The following is a 19694-nucleotide window of genomic DNA, read 5'->3' on the forward strand; positions in this document are numbered from 1 at the left end:
CTGGTGGTCTGGGGCAGGTCGTGGGCCAGCCCCGGTTGTCTAGGCGGGGCCGTTGGCCCGTGCTGGTTGGCCGGGCCGGTTGGGCCAGTGCCGGTTGGCCTGGGTGGGTTGGCCCGTGCCGGGGTGGGCTGGGTCGCTTGGCCTGCAGGGATCTAGGGGTGCGGGGCGAAGCGGCTTCAGGCTTGGTGGTGTGTGGTTCAGCGGTTGAGGGCTTTGCGGAGGGCGGACAGGCGGGCGGGGGAGGCGAGACCCGCATGGTAGAGGTGGAACTCGGTGGCGCCTGCCTTGGCGTACGTGGCCATCTGGTCGGCCAGGACCGTGGCGTCGGCCGGGCGGGGCGGGAGGGCGAGGACGTAGGCGCCGATCCGCTGGGGGCCGGTGGTGTTTTCGGTCGGGGTGGTGGCCATGTTGGCCAGGGTGGTGAGGCGGTCCGCGTCGGAGGCGGGGTCGCCCCAGCAGTTGCCGACCAGGACGTCCGCGCCGGGTTCGCCGTTGGGGAGGGCTGCGAAGGCGCCTGCGGCCCACGGGCCGGGGTTGGCGTGGAGGGTGATCGGGGTTTCGGGGGAGAGCTCGCGGGAGACGGTGATCAGGCGTTGGCGTAGGTGGGTGGAGAGGCTGAGCCGTACCTCTTGGATGGCCTGTGCGTGGTCGGCCAGAGCCTGTTCTGTCGTGAGGGGGTTGGGCTGGGTGTCGATGACTTGTTTGACGTGCTCTTGGGTGCCTTCGGGGTAGCGGGAGGCGCAGGCCGTACAGAAGCAGAGGGAGAGGAGGTCGCAGAGGGGGCCGTTCCAGTCGGCTCCGGCGGTCTTCTCGTGCATGTTCTGGTGGCCGAAGCCCATGGGGCCGCAGGATTCGAGGATGAGGCCGTCGGGTTCGCCCACGGTGAGGATTTCGCTGACCAGACGTTCGCAGTAGTCGACGACTTCGGGGTGGGCGGGGCAGAGCGCGTGGGGGTACAGGTCGCCGAAGGCGTTGCGGGTGGCGACGCCCGGATGCTTGCTGCCCAAGAACGAGTTGTGGGTGAGGACGGTCCAGGACAGGACCTTGAGGCCTGCCGCCTTCAGGGCGTCCCGGGCCGTGAGGTAGGCGTCGGGGGTTGTCCATGAGGGAGAGGCGGGGACCAAGGTGCCCCAGGCCTCTTCGCGGATGGGCAGGTAGAAGGCTGAGTGGGATACGTCCAGAACGCGGTGGTTCGGGTGGTACGGCGTGGCGGCGCGGGTGGAGTGGTAAGAGACGGCCAGAGCCACTGCCTCCACACCCAGGTCGGCGATGCGGCCGGGGGCGGTGGGGTCGCCTACGACGTCCCAGGGGTAGAGGTAGGCGATGTTCACCGGGGGTTCCTCTCTGCCGGCTGCCTTGCGGCGGTCGCGAACGGCCTCGGGGTTGTCACCAGTGGCCTCGGGGTGGTCACCAGTGGCCTCGCTTCACCACGAACTCGGGGTCGAAGCGTCGCATGTAGCCGGTGTCGTCTCGGGAGGTGAGTCCGCAGGTCAGGTACTGCTCGTGCATCGTGGCCAGGGCCTCGCGGTCCAGCTCGACCCCCAGTCCTGGACCGTCGGGCACCGGCACCGCCCCGTCCACGAAGCGCAGGGCTCCGGGGGCGACGACGTCCTGGCCGTCCTGCCAGGGAGTGTGGGTGTCGCAGGCGTAGGTGAGGTTGGGGGTGGCGGCGGCGAGATGGGTCATGGCGGCCAGGCTGATGCCGAGGTGGGAGTTGGAGTGCATGGACAGTTCCAGACCGAATGTTCCGCACAGGGCCGCGACCTGGGCGGAGCGGGTGAGGCCGCCCCAGTAGTGGTGGTCGAGCAGCAGTACCTGGATCGCGTCGGAGGCGATGGCCGGTGGGAGGTGTTCGGGGGTGACGACACACATGTTGGTAGCAAGCTTTGTCACGATATTTTGCGAGACATTCGCCATGCCGGAAATCTCGGGACAGGGGTCTTCGAGGTACTGGAGCGCGCCATTCAGCTCGTGGGCCACGCGGATGGACGTCTCGGGGGTCCAGGCGGTGTTGGGGTCCAGCCGCAACGGCACGCCGGGGAACGCCTCGTGCAGCGCCCGGATCGCGGCGATCTCTTCATCGGGTGGGAGAACGCCGCCTTTGAGCTTGATGGAGCGGAAGCCGTACTCCTTGATGAAAAGTGCGGCCTGCTCCACCAGCCCCGCGGGGTCGAGCGCGGCGCCGAAGCGGTCGGGCGTGCCGCCCGGGTGGCTGTCCCACTTGTAGAAGAGATAGGCGCTGTACGGCACCGCCTCCCGCACCCGGCCACCGAGCAGGTCGCAGACCGGGACGCCGGCCGCCTTGCCCCGGATGTCCAGCAACGCCACCTCGAAGGGGGAGAAGATGCGATCGATGCTCTTCTCTTTGGTGGACGTACCGGTCAGGCCGTGGAGGTCGCTGACGACGTCGCCGGCGATCGCGCTGATGCGGGTGTAGATCTCGTTGGTGTGGTGCACGTCCACACCGATGAGGGCGGGCGCGCATTCGCGCATCTTCGTCAGGTGGTCGAGGTCCCCGTAGGTCTCGCCGAGGCCGGACAGGCCGCCGTCGGTGATCACCTCGATGATCGTGCGCAGCGCCCAGGGCTCGTGGACGCCGGCGGCGTTCAGCAGCGGCGGGTCTCGGAACGCGACAGGCGTGACACGGATCTCCTGGATGATCATAAAACCGCCGTCCATATATGTGAACGAAAGACAGGTTTGTGGACAGGTGTCGCAACTGTAAGAATCGCCCTGTGGGGGTGTCAAGCGATAGGTTGTGAAGTGTGATATTGCACTGGGAGGCCAAGCAATGATCTACGGACATGACCCGAGGACCGGCGAGACCGTGGGCGAAGCGCTGCCCGAGACCGACAGCGCTGGCGTCAACACGATCGTCTCCGCAGCCGCAGCCGCAGCCGCAGCCGCAGCCGCAGCCGCAGCCGTCACCGTAGCCAGTCGGGTAAGTAGAGCCGCGGGGGTCGGTGAGGCGAGTGAGGCCGCTGAGGTCAGTGGGGCGAGCGGAGCTGTCGGGGTCGGTGGGGCGGGTGGGGTCGGCGAGGCAAGTGGCGTTGGTGGAGCTAGCGGGGCAAGTACGGCTGGCGGGGCAAGCGGGGGTGGTGGGTGGCGGGGTGCTTCGGTGCATGAGCGGGCTCGGGTGCTTGAGGCCGTTGCTGATGCGTTGATCGCGCGGGCGGACGATCTCTGGGTGGTGGCCGAGCGGGAGACTGCGCTGGGTGAGGTGCGGCTGCGGGGGGAGATCGCCCGGAGTGCCGGGCAGTTTCGGCTGTTCGCGCAGGTGATCAGGGATGGTGGTCATGTCGAGGCGATTATCGACCATGCCGATCCGTCGTTGACGCCGCCCCGGCCGGATGTGCGGAGGATGAAGCGGCCGCTGCCCGGTGTGGTGGCGGTGTTCGCGGCCAGCAACTTCCCGTTCGCGTTCTCGGTGGCGGGAGGGGATACCGCCTCGGCGCTGGCAGCTGGGTGTTCGGTGGTGGTCAAGGCGCATCCTGGGCATCCGCGGACCTCGGAGCTGGTGGCCGAGGTGGTGCGGTCGGCGCTGCCTTCGCCGGACCTGCTTGGGCTGGTGCATGGGATGCGGGCTGGGGCGGGGCTCGTACGGCATCCGGATGTGGTGGCGGTCGGGTTCACCGGGTCGGTTGCGGGGGGCAAGGCAATTCAGGCGCTGATCGACCAGCGGGAAACGCCTGTTCCGTTCTTTGGGGAACTGGGCAGCGTCAATCCGGTGGTGGTGCTGCCTTCGGCTCGGGCGGAGGAGGTGGCCGGCGGGTTCGCGGGGTCGCTGACGTTGGGGGTGGGGCAGTTCTGTACGAATCCGGGGCTCTTGTTTGTGCCGGAGGATGCCGGGCTGCTCGATCGGCTGGCGGCGGCGGTCAGGGAGACCACGGGCGGGCCGATGCTGGCCGAGCGGATCAGGGACGGGTATCTGGGCGGACTGGAGCGGCTGTCTGGGCTGCGGGTACTGGCCGAGGGGAAGGCGGGTGAGGGGGCCTGGGGGGTTACGCCCACGGTCTTTGTCGCCGATATCCGGGAGTTCGCCGACAAGCTGCCTCGGGTGGCCGAGGAGTGCTTCGGGCCTGCGTCGATTGTGGTGACGTATCGGGAAGTGTCGGAGCTGCCGGCCGTACTCGAGCAGCTGGAAGGGTCGTTGACGGCTACCGTGCACGGCACCGTGCCCGAGGAGGCGGCTTCCGTCGCTGAGGTGCTCGGGCGCAAGGCCGGGCGGCTGATCTGGAACGGCTGGCCGACCGGGGTGGCGGTCTGCTGGGCCATGCATCACGGTGGGCCTTGGCCCGCCTCTACCAGTGCGGCCCATACCTCGGTTGGTGCCACGGCCATCGATCGGTGGCTGGCACCGACTGCCTATCAGGACTGGCCGGCTGAGTTGCTGCCGCTCGAACTGCAGGATGGCAACCCGCTGGGTGTCCCGCAGCGGGTGGACGGGCGGCTCCGCACCTGACCGGGCTTGCGTGGCGGGGGTGAAGGGTCGGCTGTGCTCGGGCGCGAAGGACTGGCTGTCCGTCTGTGGTCGGACGCGTGGCGGGGTGAAGGGCTGGCTGTGGTCGGACGCGCGGTGGTGTGGCGGAGTGGCGGTGTGTCTGTGGTGGGACGCACCGTGTAGAAGGGCCGGTTGTGGGTCTGCGGTGGCGTGAAGGAGTGGCTTCGCGTCTGTGGGTCGGACGTGTGCTGGGGGGTGAAAGGGTCGGCTGCGGTTGGACGCGCGGCGGTGTGACGGAGTGGCGGTGTGTCTGTGGTTGGACGCACCGTGTAGAAGGGCCGGTTGTGGGTCCGCGGTGGTGTGAGGGAGTGGCTCCGCGTCTGGTTTTGGGGAGGCGGAGCCGGTTGTTGGGATCTGGGGATTGGCTTACGTGGGGGTGGCTAGGGCTGGTGGGGGTGGCCGATGGCTTGGAGGGCTTCTTCTACGCGGTCTCGGTGGGTCCGGAAGCTGACGATCGACAGGCGCAGGAAGAAGCGTCCGCCCACCAGCGTGCTTGAGAGGAACACGCGTCCGCCCGCGTTCACCCGCCGCAACAGCTCCTGGCTTGCCTGGTCGTCGTCGCCCGGTACACGGAACGCGACCGTGCTCAGCTGGGGCTCCCATGGCACCTCGAAGCCCGCCGCGACCAGTTCCTCGTACGCGTACCTCGCCAGATCCAGCTTCTCGTCGAGGGCCGCGCGGAAGGCGGCCAGGCCGTGGAGTTTGATCGGGAGCCACAGGGCGAGGCCGCGGAAGCGGCGGGTCAGTTCGGGGGAGTACTCGGTGAAGTTCGGGATGTCCTCCTCCGCGCTGAGGTCCTGGAGGTAGTCGGCGCCCACGTGGTGGGCGGCGCGCAGGCGGGCGCCGTCGCGGACCAGCAGGGCGCCGGTACCGTAGGGGAGGAACATGGCCTTGTGCGGGTCGAGCGTGATCGAGTCGGCGGTCTCGATGCCGCGGAAGGCCGCCCGGCCGCGTTCGGTGAGCTGGAAGGGGCCGCCGTAGGCGCCGTCCACGTGGAACCACAGGCCGTGCCGGCGGGCGAGCGCGCCGAGCGCGTCGAGGGGGTCCACCGCGCCGGTGTTGGTGGTGCCGGCGTTGCCGATCACCAGGAACGGCCGGCGGCCCGCGCGGCGGTCCTCGTCGACCAGGGCGTCGAGTGCTTGCGGGTCCATGGAGAGGGTGTTCCGTGTGGGTACGGCCCGCACGTTCGCACGCGGGAACCCGGCGAGCATCGCCGCCTTGGCGCAGGAGGCATGGGTCTGCCCGGTGACGTAGATGACGCCGTCGAGGAAGTTCTCCGGCAGGAGCGCGGTGCGCGCGGTGACGATGGCGGAGAAGTTGGCGAGCGAGCCGCCCGAGGTCAGGACGCCGCGCGCGGCGGCCGGGTAGCCGAACAGGTCGCACAGCCAGCGCAGTACCGTCGCCTCGATCTGGGAGAAGCCGGGCGCGAGGTTCCAGACGGTCACGTACTTGTTGGCGGCGGCGGCCACGAAGTCGGCGAGGACGGAGGCGTAGAGGCCGCCGCCGGGAATGTAGGCCAGGTAGCCGGGTCCGGCCGTGGTGACGCCGGTGGTGGCGCCTCTGGCCACCACGTCGAGCAGCTTGGCGAACGGCTGGCCTTGTTCGGGCGCGGGTTCACGCAGTTCGGCGGCGAGTTCGGCGGCGCCGTCGAAGTCGCTGGCCGGCCGGTCGGCGAGGCCGTTCACATAACTCTGGACGAACTCGAGGGCGGCCATTCCCATCGCGCGCGCGTCCTCGGGAGTAGGTTCAAGGGGGTACGGCATGCGGGCGCTCCTTTCTGGCAGGTCTTGCCATACGCCAGTGTTGTTCAGATTTGAACATTGACATAGGGCCACGTTATAGAGATATGAAGGGTTCTCCAGTCATGTCCACGATGCGAACTTGGGGCCAACTCTGACAAGGAGAAGGACCCCCCATGGAAGAAGAGGGAAACACCCCCGCAATCTCCCGCAAAACCCTTCTGAAAGCAGCCCTCATCGCCACACCGGTGCCGCTGCTCGCGGCGGGGGCGCCCGCTTTGGCCCGCACCGTTTGGGCCGAGGGCGGGCCACTGACCCCCACGCCCTTCTGCGACGACGGCGACGACCCGACGCCGGCGCAGACGGAAGGCCCCTACTTCAAGCCCAACTCGCCCCGGCGCAGCACGATCCCCGGATCCGGCACCGGGCTGACCGTCAGCGGATACGTCTTCGGGCTGGCCTGCCAGCCTCTCGCCAACGTTCTGCTGGACTTCTGGCAGTGCGACACCAACGGCAACTACGACAACGTCGGGTTCAACTACCGCGGCCACCAGTTCACCGACGCGAACGGGGCCTTCAAGCTGACCACGATCGTGCCCGGCCTCTACCCGGGGCGTACCCGGCACATCCACGTCAAGGCGCAGGCGCCGAACCGGCCCGTGCTCACGACGCAGCTGTACTTCCCCGGCGAGCCGCGTAACAACACCGACACCATCTTCAACCCAGCTCTGCTGATGACCGTCCGGACGGTCGGCGGGCGCCGGGAGGCGACGTTCGACTTCGTGCTCCGTGTGCCGGGGGTCCCGCCCACGACCCCGCCGCCCAGCACTCCGCCTCCCAGTACCCCGCCGCCCACCGGTACCTGGGCTCCGGGCGTCGGGTACACAGCCGGTGCAGGGGTGACGTACGGGGGCTCCAGCTACCGGTGCCTGCAGTCCCACACCTCGCAAGCCGGCTGGGAGCCGCCCAACGTGCCGGCGCTCTGGCAGCGCGTGTGAACCATCCGCCGCCGGGCCTTTCGAGCCCGGCGGCGGCCGCCCATCCCTCAGGCTCCGCGCGCTCGCGGTAGCCAGGTCCCGCGAGCACGCCGCCCAAAGCCCCCAGGGCCGCCGCTCAAAGGCTCCCGCGAGCGCGCCTCCCAACAACGCCGCAAGCGCGCGCCCCGGCAACGCCGCAAGGCGCGCCGGTCGAACGCGAACAAGGCGCGAAGACGCCGGTCAAGGCGAACATCAACCGGTCAACGCGAACGAACGCGCGAAGACGCCGGTCAAGGCGAACACCAACCGGTCAACGCGAACATACGCGCGAAGACGCCGGTCAAAGCGAACACCAACCGGTCAACGCGAAAGCCAGAACGCAACACCGGTCAGGCCCCCGCCAGCTCCAACCCAGCCGCGATGATCCGCTCAAGCTCCGCCACATGCTCAGGAGCGGGATCCAGCAGCGGCAGCCGTACACCCCCCACATCCAGCCCACGCAGCCGAACACCGGCCTTGACCAGCGAAACCGCATACCCGGCCTGAACATCCCGCAGCCGGACCAACGGCAGATAGAACCGGGTGAGCAGAGCCCGGGTCAACTCCTCGTCCCCGCCGGTCACCGCCTTGTAGAAGGCGAGGGCGATCTCCGGCGCGAACGCGAACACCGCGCTGGAGTAGAGCGTCACCCCCAGCCCGCGATAGGCGGGTACGGTCAGCTCCGCCGTCGGCATCCCGTTGAAGAACGTGAAGTCCCGGTCAGTGGCCTGCCGGACGGTGAGGATGATCCGCTGAAGCAGATCAAGGTCCCCGAGCCCGTCCTTGAACCCGATCACGTTGGGCAGCGAGGCCAGCTCGGCCACCGCCTCGGGCGTGAACCGGGCGGTGCCGCGCTGGTAGACGATCAGCGGCAGATCCGTCTCGGCCGCCACGTCCTTGACGTACCGGACGAGACCTTGTGTGGGGGAGGAGACGAGGTAGGGCGGGAAGAGCAGCAGCCCGTCGGCGCCGCTCTCGGCGGCGGCCCGCGCGTAGGCGCGCCCGGAGACGCCGCCCGCGCCGGAGAAGACGGGCACGTTGCCCGCCGTCGCCGCGACGCTCGTCTTGACGACCCGCGTGTAGTCGGCCAGGTCCAGCGCGTTGAACTCGCCGGTGCCGCACGCGGTGAACACTCCTCCCGCCCCGGCCGCGACCCCTCGCGCGACGTGCTCGGCGAGCACTGTCTCCGCCACGTCGCCGTCGGCTCCGAAGGGGGTCACCGGGAAGAAGAGAACACCATCAAGACGCATGTACGGTCCTTTCTAGCGAATGCCCTCCCTGCGCAGGGTGGCAATCAGTTTGCGTGTGTGCCGGATCACGGCGTCGATGACCTTGTCGAGCTTGTCGTCGTCCAGGTCGGTGGGCATCGAGCAGCTGATGGCATCGGTCGCGGGGATGCGGTAGTCGACCGCGACCGCGACGCACTTCACACCAGGGGTCCCTTGCTCGCTTTCGAGCGCCCACCCACGTGTGCGGACCTGCTCCAGTTCCTTGGCCAGCTTCCCGTGGTCGGTCAGCGTGTGCGGCGTGTAGCCGACCAGCTCGTCCGGCAGCAGGTCCGTGACCTCGTCGTAGGTCAGCTGGGCGAGCAGCGCCTGGCCGAGCGCGGTCACGTGGGCGGGCAGCCGGCGGCCGACGCGCGGTATCACGCGGTGTGTCCTGCGGCCCTCGCGCGTGGCCAGGTAGAGCACGTGCGCGCCGTCGCGCCGGGCGAAGTGCACGGTGTGCCCGATCTCGTCGCGCAGGTCGTCCAGGGTCTCCAGCGCGAAGGGAAGAGCCTGGTCCTTGTCCAGGTACGCCGTCCCCGTGAGCAGGGCATGCGGGCCGATGCCGAAGGCCGACTTGGCGCCGTCCGTCTCCACCCACTTCAGCTCGACCAGGGTGCGCATGAGCGCGTGCAGGCTGCTGCGGGGGAAGCCGGTCTGTGTCTGCAGTTCCGACAGGGAGAGGCGGTCCGGGGACGCGGCGAGCGTCTCCAGGATGCGAACCGTTCGCTCGGCTGACTTGACCATCGAGGACTCCATAGGGTCCAGGATATTGGATGGCGTTCATATACATGGACACTTAACCCTTGATGGCACCGCTGGTCAGACCGCGCATGAACTGCCGCTGGAACGCCAGGAACGCGATGATCGAAGGAAGCAGCGCCAGCAGCGAAGCGGCCAGCAGGACGCCGATCCCGACCTCCTCGTCGGAACGCAGCGAGCGCAGCGCGATGGGCAGGGTCCATTGGTCGGAGTCCGTGGCCACGATCAGCGGCAGCACGTACTGGTCCCAGATCATGGTGAAGCCGAACACCCCGATCACGCCGATCGCGGGCCGGCACAGCGGCAGGATGATCGTGAAGAACGTCCGCATCTCGCCCGCGCCGTCGATCCTGGCCGCCTCTTCCAGCTCGACCGGGACCTCCTTCATGAACTCGGTCATGACCAGGATGGAGAAGCCCCAGGCGCCGATGGGCAGGATCATCCCGGCGTACGTGCCGATGAGCCGGGTCCCGATGAGCGGCAGTTCGCCGAGCACCGCCGACAGCGGCAGGATGATGACCTCTTCCGGGATCATCATCGTGACCAGCATGAGCAGCAGCACGACCGTCATCCCGCGGAACTTCTTGCGGGCCAGCGCGTACGCGGCGAAGACGCTCACGATCATCTGCAGCAGCAGCCCGAACCCGACGACCACGAACGAGTTCAGCAGGTAGAGGAAGACCTTGCGGTTGCCCGCCTGGATGAAGTTGTCCAGGGAGAAGCTGTCGGGCAGGGAGAAGCGGGTCGGGTCGGGCACCGCGCCGAAGGCGTTGATCAGCAGGCCGACGAGTGGCCCGAGGAAGACGATGACGATGGCGGCGTACAGGATGGTCTTGAGCGTGACCGCGAGCGGCCCGCGCTTGCTCTCCAGTCCGAGCGTGCTGTCGAACCTCATCGCGCCTGCCTTCTGCGCAGCACCTGGACGATCACGGTCAGCAGCAGCGTCGCCAGGAACAGGACGACGGAGGCGGCGGAGGCGAGCCCGAAGCGGTTGTTCTGCAGGCCTTCCTTGTAGATCAGCGTCATGAGCACCTCGGAGGAGCCGTTCGGCCCGCCGTTCGTCAGCACGTACACCTCGACGAACACGCGCAGCCCGCGGATGGCCGCCAGCGTGAACAGGATCCAGAACACCGGCCGCAGCGCGGGCAGCGTCACCCGCCAGAACCGCTGCCACACGGTCGCCCCGTCCACGGCCGCCGCCTCGTAGAGCGTGCGGTCCACGCCGACCAGCCCCGCGACGAAGATCATCATGTCGTACGGCGCGCCGCGCCAGATCATCATCACCATGATCGACCAGAGCGAGCTGTCCTCGCTGGACAGGAACGACAGGGGCCCGATGCCCACCCAGCCGGCCACGGTGTTGAGCAGGCCGTCGGGGCCCGGGTGGTACATGATCCGCCAGACCTCGGCGACCGCCGCGATCGTGGTCACGACCGGCAGGAACGCCGCGGTCCTGACGAACCACAGATAGCGGGCGGGGCCCTCGACCAGCAGGGCCAGCACCAGCCCGAGCACGATCGAGCCGGCCGTGGTCAGGAGGGCCAGCACCGCGCTGTGCCACATGGCCGAGGTGAAGGCGCTGTCGGTGAGGGCGTTCTCGTAGTTCTCCAGCCCGACCCAGCGGTTGCCGAGGAAGGGCCGGACCTCGAAGAAGCTGTCCTTCATCATCACGAAGATCGGGATGAACTTGAAGTACAGGAACAGCAGCAGGGCCGGAGTGAGGAACAGCCAGGGGACCAGCGCTCCGCGCCGCCGGATCCGCTTGTGGCGGCGGCGCGGCTCGGTCCCCGTGCGCGGGGGCGACAACGTGGCGGTCATGACGCTTTCTGGGTCGTCAGTTCCGTGGTGAACGTGGTGTTGAGCTCGTCCAGCGTCGCCTTGACGTCCTTGCCGCAGTCGGCCCAGGCGGCGTTGATGGCGTCGGCGGCCTTCTGGCGGAACGGCGTCCAGTCGGGCACCGGCGGCGTGTAGACGGCGCTCGGGTAGGCGTCGGCGAAGACCTTCCAGCGCGGGTCCTTGCGCTCGGCCGCGAGGTCCACCCCCTGGTTGACGGGCAGGCGGACGATCGGGCCCTCGTTGTCGCCGTTCATGCCGATCTTCTGGCCGGCGACGGAAATGGCGTACTCGGCGAACTTCTGCTGCTCGGGCTCCATCGTGGAGCCGGCCATCAGGTAGACGTTCTCGCCCTCGCCGAGCGTGCCGGGTCCGCCGGACGGGCCCTTGGGCACCTGGACGACCTCGATCTTGTCGTCGCCCACGCTCTTGACGAAGCGGGCCAGGACGTAGGGCCCGACCAGGTAGATGCCGCCCTGGCCCTTCTCGAACACCGTGTGGGTGACGGTGGTGTCGTTGCTGACCGCGCCGGGGTTGACGGTCTTGGCGGTGCAGAACTGGTCCTGCATCCACTTGACCGCCTCGACCGTCTTGGGGTCGCTGACGCTGGAGCTGAACTTGCCGCCGCCGTCGGCCTTGATGAAGTCGCCGCCGTTGGCGTAGACGAGCGAGGAGACGTACCACGAGGCGTAGCCGCGCTTGGTTCCGGCCGGGGCGACGAAGCCGTAGGTGTTGGCCGTGCCGTCGCCGTCGGGGTCCTTCTCGGTGAACGCCTTGGCGAGCGCGGCCAGGTCTTCCCAGGTCTTGGGCGGTTCCAGCTTGAGCTTCTCGCGCCAGTCCTTGCGGATGATCAGTGCGAACGACTGCGCGGAGAACGGCGCCGCGTAGTGCTTGCCGTCGCCCGCCGCGGCCGCCTTCCACGCCAGTTCGGTGACCTTGTCCTGGCCGGCCAGCTTGGCCTTGTCGACCTCGCGCAGCCAGCCCTGGTGCTGCATGTTGCCCAGCCGGGCGGTGTCGTTGATGACCACGTCCGGCAGGTCCTTGGCCTGGGCCTGCTGCTGGAGCTTCGTCTCGAAGTCGTCGAACAGGGAGACGAGCTTGGTCTTGACGCCGCTGGCCTTCTCGAACTCCGCCACGAACTTCTGGGCGGTCTTGTGCGACGGGGAGTTGGGCACCTGACGGATCCAGATCTCGAGGGCGTCCGTACCGGTGCCGGAGCCTGACTGCGATCCACAACCCACCACTGTTACGGCCAGAGCCATGGCAACGCCGGCCCCGATCAGGTTGCGAGACATCAGACCGCCTCCTGTTCACGTATGTGGACGTGTTCTCCAAATGTGGAGCTGGTTCATGTGAACGTAACGACGCACCCGTGTCACGGTCAATATTCAAGGATGTGAATTTCGATCAGACTTGTGTACAACAGTCCTCATGCGCATCCTCGTCACGGGGGCCGCCGGGAAGGTCGGCACCCTCCTCCGGCCCCGCCTCGCCCGCCCGTCCAGGACCGTCCGCCTGTCCGACCTGCACCCGCTGCCGCCCGGCGAGCTGGGTCCCGGCGAGGAGTTCACGCGGGCCGACCTCAACGACGAGCCCGCGCTGGCCGCGGCGATGAAAGGCGTGGACGCCGTCCTGCACCTGGGCGGCCAGAGCCGCGAGCACCCGTGGGCCGACATCGTCCAGGCCAACATCAACGGCACCCACGCCCTGCTGGAGGCGGCGAGGAAGGAAGGCGTGAACCACGTGGTCCTGGTCGGCAGCCACCACGCGGCCGGGTTCCACACCCGCCCCGTCACCGGCGAGGACCTGCCCGACTACGCCTTCCCCCGCCCCGACACCTTCTACGGCGTCAGCAAGGTCGTCATGGAGGCCCTCGGCAGCCTCTACCACGACCGCTTCGGCATGAACGTCACCGTGATCAGGCTCGGCACCTGCAACGACGCCTCCGGCGACACCCGCGGTCTGGCCACCTGGATCTCGCCCGGCGACCTGACCCGCCTGGTCGAGGCGGCGCTGACCGCGCCCGGCTACCACGTGGTGTGGGGCGTCTCCGACAACGCCCGCCGCTGGTGGTCGCTGGAGGAGGCCCAGGCCATCGGCTACGTCTCCCACGACGACTCCGAGACCTACGCCGCCCCGATCCTCGCCGCCCAGGGCGAGCCCGACCTCACCGAACCGCTCCACGACAGGGCGGGCGGCATGTTCAGCATCAAACCCCTGGGCGAAGCCTGGTGAGCTCAGCGCCAGACCAGGCCGAGCCCCGGGTTCCCCGCCGTGCGCAGTTCCCCGTCCACGATCTCCACCGGGTACGGCTCCGCCAGCACCCCCAGGGCCGCGAACGAGGCGTCCTCCACCTCCTCCACCATGCACGGCAGCGGCAACGCCATGGCCACCTGCCCTGACACCTCCGGCAGCAGATGCGGAAAAGTCGGGACATCGAAGGTCCGGGCCAGCTCCGCGATCCGCAGCAGCGGCGTCAGCCCGCCCACCCGCACCACGTTCGGCTGCACCACGTCACAGGCCCCGGCCACCAGCAGGTCGCGGAAGTCGTAGACGGTGTACGCGCTCTCGCCCACCGCGATCGGCACCGGCACCGACTCCCGCAGCCGGGCCTGCGCCCCGATGTCGTCGGCCGGCAGCGGCTCCTCCACCCAGTACAGCCCGAACTCGGCCAGCGCCGCGATCGCCCGCCGCGCGGACGGCAGATCCCACCGCTGGTTGGCGTCGACCATGAGCAGGACGTCCGGCCCGACGACCTCCCGCACCGCCGCCACCCGGCGCACGTCCTCGGCCAGCGAGGGCCGCCCCACCTTGACCTTGACTCCCGGGTACCCGGCCGCCTTCCACCGCCCGGCCTGCGCGACGAGCTCGTCCAGGCTGTAGTGGATGTTGACGCCGCTGCCGTAGACGGGCACCGACGCGCGCCGCCGGCCCAGCGCGTCGGGCAGGCTCGTACCGGCGCAGCGCAGGTCCCACAGCGCGAGGTCCACCCCGGCCATCGCGATCGTGGTCAGCCCGCCGCCGCCGGCCTCGCGCAGGTGCCGCCACAGCAGGTCCCACAGCACGCCGGGGTCGGGCTCGCGGCCGGCGACGAAGGCACGCACCTCGTTCTCCAGCAGCGCCTGTACGGCTCGCGCCCCGATCTGCGGCGTCCAGGAGAACCCGGTGCCGGTGCGGCCGTCGGCCAGCCGTACCTCGACCTTGAGCAGGTGGTTGGAGGGCACGTCGGCGCCCCAAGGACGGCGCAGCGGGACGGTGCGCGGCGAGACGACGACGTCGGTGATCACGAGGCCAGCTCCGTCCGCCAGCTGCGCGCGGCCCGCCACCCGAGCATCCGCTCGGCCTTGCCGCAGGAGAAGACCGTCTCGCCCACCGTGTCGGCCAGCCCGGCCGTGCTCGGCACCACTTTGGGCAGCACCTCCGACAAGGGCTCGCGGGTGAGCGCGTCGGCGGCGCCGGCGAAGAACACCTCCCCGTTGGGGATGTCCGGCAGCCGCTCCAGCAGGGTGATCACGAAGTCGGCCGCGTCGCGCGCGTCGATGTAGTTGAACAGGGAGACTCCGGCCAGCTCGGGCCGGTCGAGGCGCTCGGCCATGGTGTGTCCCTGCTGCGTGGGCGCGCCCTCCCACTCCTCGGGCGCCACGACGTAGCAGGGGCGGAAGACGGCCAGCCGGGTCCGCGCGGTGCGCGCGAAGCCTTTGACGACCTCCTCGGCCACCTGCTTGGACACGCCGTAGGCGTTCCACGGGGCCAGCGGGTGCGCCTCGTCGATCGGCAGGTACGACGGGGTCCAGCCGGGCGTGCCGTACCCGATGACCGTGGGGCTGCTGGCGACGGCGACGCGCTCGACGCCGGAGCGGACGGCGCTCTGGCAGACGTTGAACGCGAGCTGGCTGTTGACCTTGAAGGTGACCGCGTCGCTCCTGCTGAACGGCACCGCGATCGCCGCCAGATGCACCACCGCGCCGGGCCGGAACCGCGTCATGACCTCGAACGCCTCGCCCAGGTCCGTCAGGTCGGCGGGCAGCGTGGCCGCGGCCTGCGCGGGCGTGCCGGGCGCCTGGTCGATGCCGATCACCTCGTGTCCCGCCGCGGCGAGGGCGCTCACCACGCTACGGCCGAGCCTGCCCGCGCTCCCGGTCACGAGCGTACGCGTCATCATCTCTCCTAAAGCAAACGGTTGCATTGACCTTGACGGCCGCAATCGCAACCGTCAAGGTTTGTGGGCAACCGTTTGCAGGGGGAACGCCATGGCGGTGACGATCAGAGACGTGGCCCGCGCCACCGGAGTGCACGTCTCGACGGTCTCCCGCAGCTTCTCCGCCCCGCACCTGGTCAACCCGGCCACCCGCGACCGCGTCCTGGCCGCCGCCGACCAGCTCGGCTACCGGCCCAACCGGGCCGCGCGCGCCCTCACCACCGGCCGCACCATGAACCTCGGCCTGATCGTCGCCGACATCGCCAACCCGTTCTTCCCGCCGCTGATCAAGGCCGCCCAGAGCCACGCCAGGAGCCACGACTACCACGTGTTCGTCGCCGACACCGACGAGGACCCCAGGGCAGAGGAAGAGCTGCTCCGCACCCTCGCCAAACAGGTCGACGGCGTCATCCTGTGCAGCCCGCGCCTGGCCAACGACCAGATCGTCCGGCTGGCGGAAGACGTGCCGTTCGTCGTCGTCAACCGCCAGGTCGAGGGCCTGCCCTGGGTCCTCATGGACGTCGCCCGGGGCGCCGCGCTCGCCTTGGAGCACCTGCGCGGCCTCGGCCACCGCCGCCTGGCCTACGTCAGGGGCCCGGCCGGCTCGTGGACCAGCGAGGAGATGCGCGTCGCCGCCGGGGACGTGCCGGTCATCGGGCCCAACCAGCCCACCGAGCAGGGCGGCATCGCCGCCGCCCGCGCCGTCGCCGACTCCGGCGCCACCGGCGTGCTCGCCTACAACGACCTGGTCGCGCTCGGCCTCATCGAGGGCCTGGCCGACCTCGGCGTACGCGTGCCGGCCGACGTGAGCGTGGTCGGCGTCGACGACATCCTGCCGGGCCGGCTCAACCGGCCCAAGCTCACCACCGTGGCCATGCCCACGGAAGCCGCCGGACGCGCCGCCGTCGACCTGCTCCTGGGCGCGGAGACCGGGCCCGTCAAGCTGCCGACCGCGCTCATCGTCCGCGAATCCACCGGAGAGGCCCCCAGATGATCGAGCTGGCGTCCGGCGCGCTGCGCGCCCGCGTGCTGCCCTACGGCGCCGTCCTGCAGTCGCTGGAGGTCGGCGGCGTCAACGTCGTGCTCGGCCTGGACGACCCCGCCGACTACCTCACCCGCAGCCGCTACTTCGGCGCCGTCGTCGGCCGCTACGCCAACCGCATCGCCGGCGGCCGCTTCGTCCTCGACGGCGTCGAGCACACCCTGCCCGTCAACAACGGCGCCAACAGCCTGCACGGCGGCTTCAAGGGCTTCGACAAGCACGACTGGGCCGTCGCGCGAACCTCCCCGAAGTCCGTGACCCTCAGCCTCACCAGCCCCGACGGCGACCAGGGCTACCCGGGCGAGCTCACCGCCACCGTCACCTACACCCTCGACGGCGACGCGCTCCGCCTCGACTACACCGCGGTCGCCGACGCCCCCACCGTCGTCAACCTCACCAACCACACCTATTTCAACCTCGCCGGCGGCGGCGACGTCCGCGGCCACATCCTGCGCGTCGACGCCGGCCGCTACCTGCCCGTCGACGGCGGCAAGATCCCCACGGGCGAGCTCGCGTCCGTGCGCGACACCCCGTTCGACTTCACCACCCCGACGGTCATCGGGCAGAGGTACGGCGCCGCCTACGACCACTGCTTCGTCCTCGACGGCGGCGTCCGGGTCGTCGAACCCATCTCCGGGCTGGCCATGGAGGTCGCCACCACCGAGCCGGGCCTGCAGTTCTACGCCGGCGGCATGCTCGACCCGACGGCCACGCCGTACGGGCCGTTCTCCGGGTTCTGCCTGGAGACGCAGCACTTCCCCGACTCGCCCAATCAGCCGCGCTTCCCCTCGACCGTGCTGCGGCCGGGCGAGCGCATGGAGTCGAGCACCACCTACCGCTTCACGGCCTGACCGCCTTCAGCACCAGCACCGCCAGGTCGTCGCGGGACGGCTCGGCGGCGAAGGTGTCGACGGCGTGCCGTACCCGCTCGGCGACCGCGTGCGCGCTCAGTCCTCCGCACGTGGCCAGCAACCTCGCCAGCCCGTCGTCGTCGTCCAGCAGCCGCTTGCCCTCGCGCCGCTCGGTCACCCCGTCGGTCACGCACAGCAGCACGTCGCCGGGAGCCAGCTCGAAGCTCTCGTCGAAGAACTCCGCCGAGCCTTCGATGCCCAGCAGCAGCTGCGGCGCGGCGACCGTCTCGACCACGCCGTTCGCGCGCAGCACCAGCGGCGGCGGATGCCCGGCCGAGGCGATCGCGCAGCGCGCGCCGCCCTGCGGCAGCGGCGTCAGCTCCCCGCACAGCAGGCTCAGGAACCGGCCCTCCTCCGCCTCGTCGATCAACGTCGCGTTGAGCCGGTCGAGTATCGCCGCGATCGGATAGCGCTCCTTGGCCAGCAGGCGTACGGCGTGGCGGGCCAGACCGGTCACCGCCGCCGCCTCAGGACCGCTGCCGCAGACGTCGCCCAGCGCGAAACACCACCGGTCGCCGACCGCGAACAGGTCGTAGAAGTCGCCCCCCACGTCCGCGCCCTCCTCGGCCGGCTCGTAGACCACCGCCGACTCCAGGCCGGGCATCGAGGAGGTGGTCACCGGCAGGAGGCTGCGCTGCAGGACCCGCGAGGTGCTCTCCTGGCGGGCGTAGAGCATGGCGGTGTGCAGGTTGAGCGCCACCAGCCGGCACAGGTCGGCCAGCAGGTCGGCCAGCTCGTGGGAGAGCATCGGCTCGGCCCGGCCGAGCACCAGCGCCCCGAGCGACCTGTCGCCGGTCAGCAGCGGGAACGACAGCACCGTCGCCGCCCCAGGAGGCCAGTCGGTCTCGCCCAGCTCCGGCTGCGGCCTGGCCGGCAGCACGCGGCGCAGCTCGGCGTTGTGCCGCTCCTCGCAGTGCCAGACATGGGCCAGACGGGTCGCGCCCGACAGATCGGTCAGATACACCGCCGCCCACTGGGCGAGCTTGGGCACCACGAGCTGGGCCGCCAGCGCCGCGATCAGCTCCTCGTCGTGCACGCCGGCCAGCAGTTCGCCCGCCTCTGCCAGGAACGACAGCCGGCCCCGGTGCGCGCGGTCGCTTTCGGCCAGCCGTTCCCGCTCCACGTGCAGGGCGACCTGGTCGGCGACGTGCTGGAGCCCGGCGGCCAGCGCGCTGTCGAAGCGGCCCGGCTCGGTCGCGGTCACCACGAGATAGCCGTGGACCTCACCGGCCGTGCGCAGGGGCGCGCACGCCAGCGACCTGGCGTGCAGCTGCCGCGCCAGCTCCACGTCCGTGCTCAGCAGATCGTCCACCATGCTCGGGCTCGCGCCCGATCGCGAGAACACCCCCGCGCCCAGCACCCTCACCGGCCCCGCCGTCGCGCCCGCGCCGCCCGCCACGGCGAAGCCGTCGTCGTGCTCGCTCCTGACCAGCACGTACGCGGCGTCCGCCCCGGACGAGGCCTGGATCACCTGGGCCGTGGCCTGCAGGCGCTCCGTCAGCGGACGGGCGCGCCCGAGCACCTCCATGATCCGCTCGCCCGCCTCGCGCCTGAGCGGCGTGGACGGCGGCGCCAGGACGTAGCGGTGGTCCTCGGCCACCACCATCCACACCACCCGGCGGTCACTCGCCCGCCCGCCGGTACGCAGATGGGAGACGTACACGGGAACCAGGCGGCCGTCGCGGTGACGCATCCACGACGCCCCGCGCCAGCGGCCCAGGCCGAGCATGTCGTCCAGCGTCAGCGCGTAGCCGCCGTGGCCGCGCCAGGCGACCAGTTCGGCCAGCGTCATCCCGACCGCCTCGCTCGCCGGCCGGCCGAGCAGCGCCTCGGCTTCCGGGTTCCACAGCAGCACGCGGCCGTGGGCGTCGGCCACGATCACCCCCACGTGCAGCGACTCCACGGGCGCGGCGGCGATCGCGGGGGCGGCGGCCGGTGGCCCGCCCGTCTCCCGCGTACCGTCGTCGTCCATGAGGTCCAGGCGCACCCACACGCGTTTGGCCGAGCGGGAGTAGGTGACCCCCCACGCGTCGGCCAGCATCCCGGCCAGCGCCAGACCGCGGCCGGAGGTGGCCAGGGCACCGGTGGACTGGACCGTGCGCGAGGGGTGGTGGTCGTCCACCTCGATCTCCAGCCGCGGCGGGGTGGCGGCCTCGTCGAGGCGGCAGGTCAGCTCGATCGCCGTGCCCGCGTGGACGACGGCGTTGGTGACGAGTTCGCTGGTCAGCAGCACCGCGTCCGCTTCGACGTGGCTGAGGTGCCATTCGGCGAGAACGTCACGCACGAAGCGGCGTGCCGCGGCCGGGGCATGGGGCGTCCCGTCGAAGGCCGTGCTCGTAACCCGGGCGGCGTCCACGCGTCTTCCTAGAACATCACTCGATGTGGCAGTTCGGTCACACTCAGAGTGGCAGACTGAAGCCGCTGATA

Annotated in this window: 16 protein-coding genes; 5 read left to right on the forward strand and 11 right to left on the reverse strand. The window is 70.1% G+C overall.

Translation table 11 applies throughout. From position 1 onward, the window contains the following. Positions 1-197: 197 nt before the first annotated feature. Both ACIBI5_RS18995 and ACIBI5_RS19000 read right to left on the reverse strand, forming a co-directional pair. Positions 198-1331 carry a hypothetical protein gene (locus tag ACIBI5_RS18995; RefSeq protein ID WP_397248372.1) on the reverse strand — a complete coding sequence of 378 codons (1134 nt, stop codon included), beginning with the start codon at positions 1329-1331 and terminating at the stop codon, positions 198-200. Positions 1332-1407: 76 nt separating this feature from the next. Next, positions 1408-2679, reverse strand: coding sequence for a glucarate dehydratase family protein (locus ACIBI5_RS19000; RefSeq protein ID WP_397248374.1), 1272 nt, complete (start codon positions 2677-2679; stop codon positions 1408-1410). 112 nt (positions 2680-2791) lie between these two features. Here ACIBI5_RS19000 and ACIBI5_RS19005 point away from each other — a divergent pair, with 112 nt between their 5' ends. After that, positions 2792-4462, forward strand: a complete 1671-nt coding sequence (locus ACIBI5_RS19005) for an aldehyde dehydrogenase (NADP(+)) (RefSeq protein ID WP_397248376.1) — start codon at positions 2792-2794, stop codon at positions 4460-4462. A gap of 419 nt (positions 4463-4881) precedes the next feature. On the opposite strand, the gene ACIBI5_RS19010 is transcribed toward ACIBI5_RS19005, so the two are convergent. Further along, entirely contained in the window at positions 4882-6264 is a 1383-nt protein-coding gene (locus ACIBI5_RS19010) for a pyridoxal phosphate-dependent decarboxylase family protein (protein ID WP_397248378.1), read from the reverse strand. Between the two features lie 152 nt (positions 6265-6416). Here ACIBI5_RS19010 and ACIBI5_RS19015 point away from each other — a divergent pair, with 152 nt between their 5' ends. Beyond that, positions 6417-7238: a carbohydrate-binding protein gene (locus ACIBI5_RS19015; protein ID WP_397248380.1), complete on the forward strand. Its 822-nt coding sequence runs from the start codon at positions 6417-6419 to the stop codon at positions 7236-7238. Positions 7239-7606: 368 nt separating this feature from the next. On the opposite strand, the gene ACIBI5_RS19020 is transcribed toward ACIBI5_RS19015, so the two are convergent. The 5 genes from ACIBI5_RS19020 to ACIBI5_RS19040 are packed head-to-tail and all read right to left on the reverse strand — an operon-like array spanning position 7607 to position 12411. Then, positions 7607-8506: a 5-dehydro-4-deoxyglucarate dehydratase gene (locus ACIBI5_RS19020; RefSeq protein WP_397248382.1), complete on the reverse strand. Its 900-nt coding sequence runs from the start codon at positions 8504-8506 to the stop codon at positions 7607-7609. Between the two features lie 12 nt (positions 8507-8518). Continuing rightward, positions 8519-9280, reverse strand: coding sequence for an IclR family transcriptional regulator (locus tag ACIBI5_RS19025; protein ID WP_397248384.1), 762 nt, complete (start codon positions 9278-9280; stop codon positions 8519-8521). 40 nt (positions 9281-9320) lie between these two features. Next, positions 9321-10178, reverse strand: a complete 858-nt coding sequence (locus tag ACIBI5_RS19030; protein WP_184966839.1) for a carbohydrate ABC transporter permease — start codon at positions 10176-10178, stop codon at positions 9321-9323. Further along, on the reverse strand, positions 10175-11101 hold the full coding sequence (locus ACIBI5_RS19035) for a carbohydrate ABC transporter permease (RefSeq protein WP_397248386.1): 927 nt from the start codon (positions 11099-11101) through the stop codon (positions 10175-10177). Before ACIBI5_RS19035 ends, ACIBI5_RS19030 begins: the two co-directional genes overlap by 4 nt. After that, positions 11098-12411 carry an extracellular solute-binding protein gene (locus ACIBI5_RS19040; protein WP_397248388.1) on the reverse strand — a complete coding sequence of 438 codons (1314 nt, stop codon included), beginning with the start codon at positions 12409-12411 and terminating at the stop codon, positions 11098-11100. Before ACIBI5_RS19040 ends, ACIBI5_RS19035 begins: the two co-directional genes overlap by 4 nt. 136 nt (positions 12412-12547) lie before the next feature. On the opposite strand from ACIBI5_RS19040, the gene ACIBI5_RS19045 reads away from it, so the two are divergent. After that, positions 12548-13351, forward strand: coding sequence for an NAD-dependent epimerase/dehydratase family protein (locus ACIBI5_RS19045; RefSeq protein WP_397248390.1), 804 nt, complete (start codon positions 12548-12550; stop codon positions 13349-13351). Positions 13352-13353: 2 nt separating this feature from the next. Here ACIBI5_RS19045 and ACIBI5_RS19050 read toward each other — a convergent pair whose 3' ends face one another. Continuing rightward, entirely contained in the window at positions 13354-14400 is a 1047-nt protein-coding gene (locus tag ACIBI5_RS19050; RefSeq protein WP_397249135.1) for a mandelate racemase/muconate lactonizing enzyme family protein, read from the reverse strand. Next, complete coding sequence (locus ACIBI5_RS19055; RefSeq protein WP_397248392.1) at positions 14400-15278, reverse strand: NAD-dependent epimerase/dehydratase family protein; 879 nt, start codon at positions 15276-15278, stop codon at positions 14400-14402. Before ACIBI5_RS19055 ends, ACIBI5_RS19050 begins: the two co-directional genes overlap by 1 nt. 88 nt (positions 15279-15366) lie before the next feature. Here ACIBI5_RS19055 and ACIBI5_RS19060 point away from each other — a divergent pair, with 88 nt between their 5' ends. Both ACIBI5_RS19060 and ACIBI5_RS19065 read left to right on the forward strand, forming a co-directional pair. Continuing rightward, positions 15367-16308: a LacI family DNA-binding transcriptional regulator gene (locus ACIBI5_RS19060; RefSeq protein ID WP_397248394.1), complete on the forward strand. Its 942-nt coding sequence runs from the start codon at positions 15367-15369 to the stop codon at positions 16306-16308. Then, complete coding sequence (locus tag ACIBI5_RS19065; RefSeq protein ID WP_397248396.1) at positions 16305-17207, forward strand: aldose epimerase family protein; 903 nt, start codon at positions 16305-16307, stop codon at positions 17205-17207. The genes ACIBI5_RS19060 and ACIBI5_RS19065 overlap by 4 nt, the downstream gene beginning before the upstream one ends. Here ACIBI5_RS19065 and ACIBI5_RS19070 read toward each other — a convergent pair. Further along, positions 17197-19623: a SpoIIE family protein phosphatase gene (locus tag ACIBI5_RS19070; RefSeq protein WP_397248398.1), complete on the reverse strand. Its 2427-nt coding sequence runs from the start codon at positions 19621-19623 to the stop codon at positions 17197-17199. The two genes, ACIBI5_RS19065 and ACIBI5_RS19070, sit on opposite strands and share 11 nt — an antisense overlap. Positions 19624-19694 lie beyond the last annotated feature (71 nt).

Source organism: Nonomuraea sp. NPDC050540 (genome assembly GCF_044457485.1).
Lineage (GTDB): Bacteria > Actinomycetota > Actinomycetes > Streptosporangiales > Streptosporangiaceae > Nonomuraea.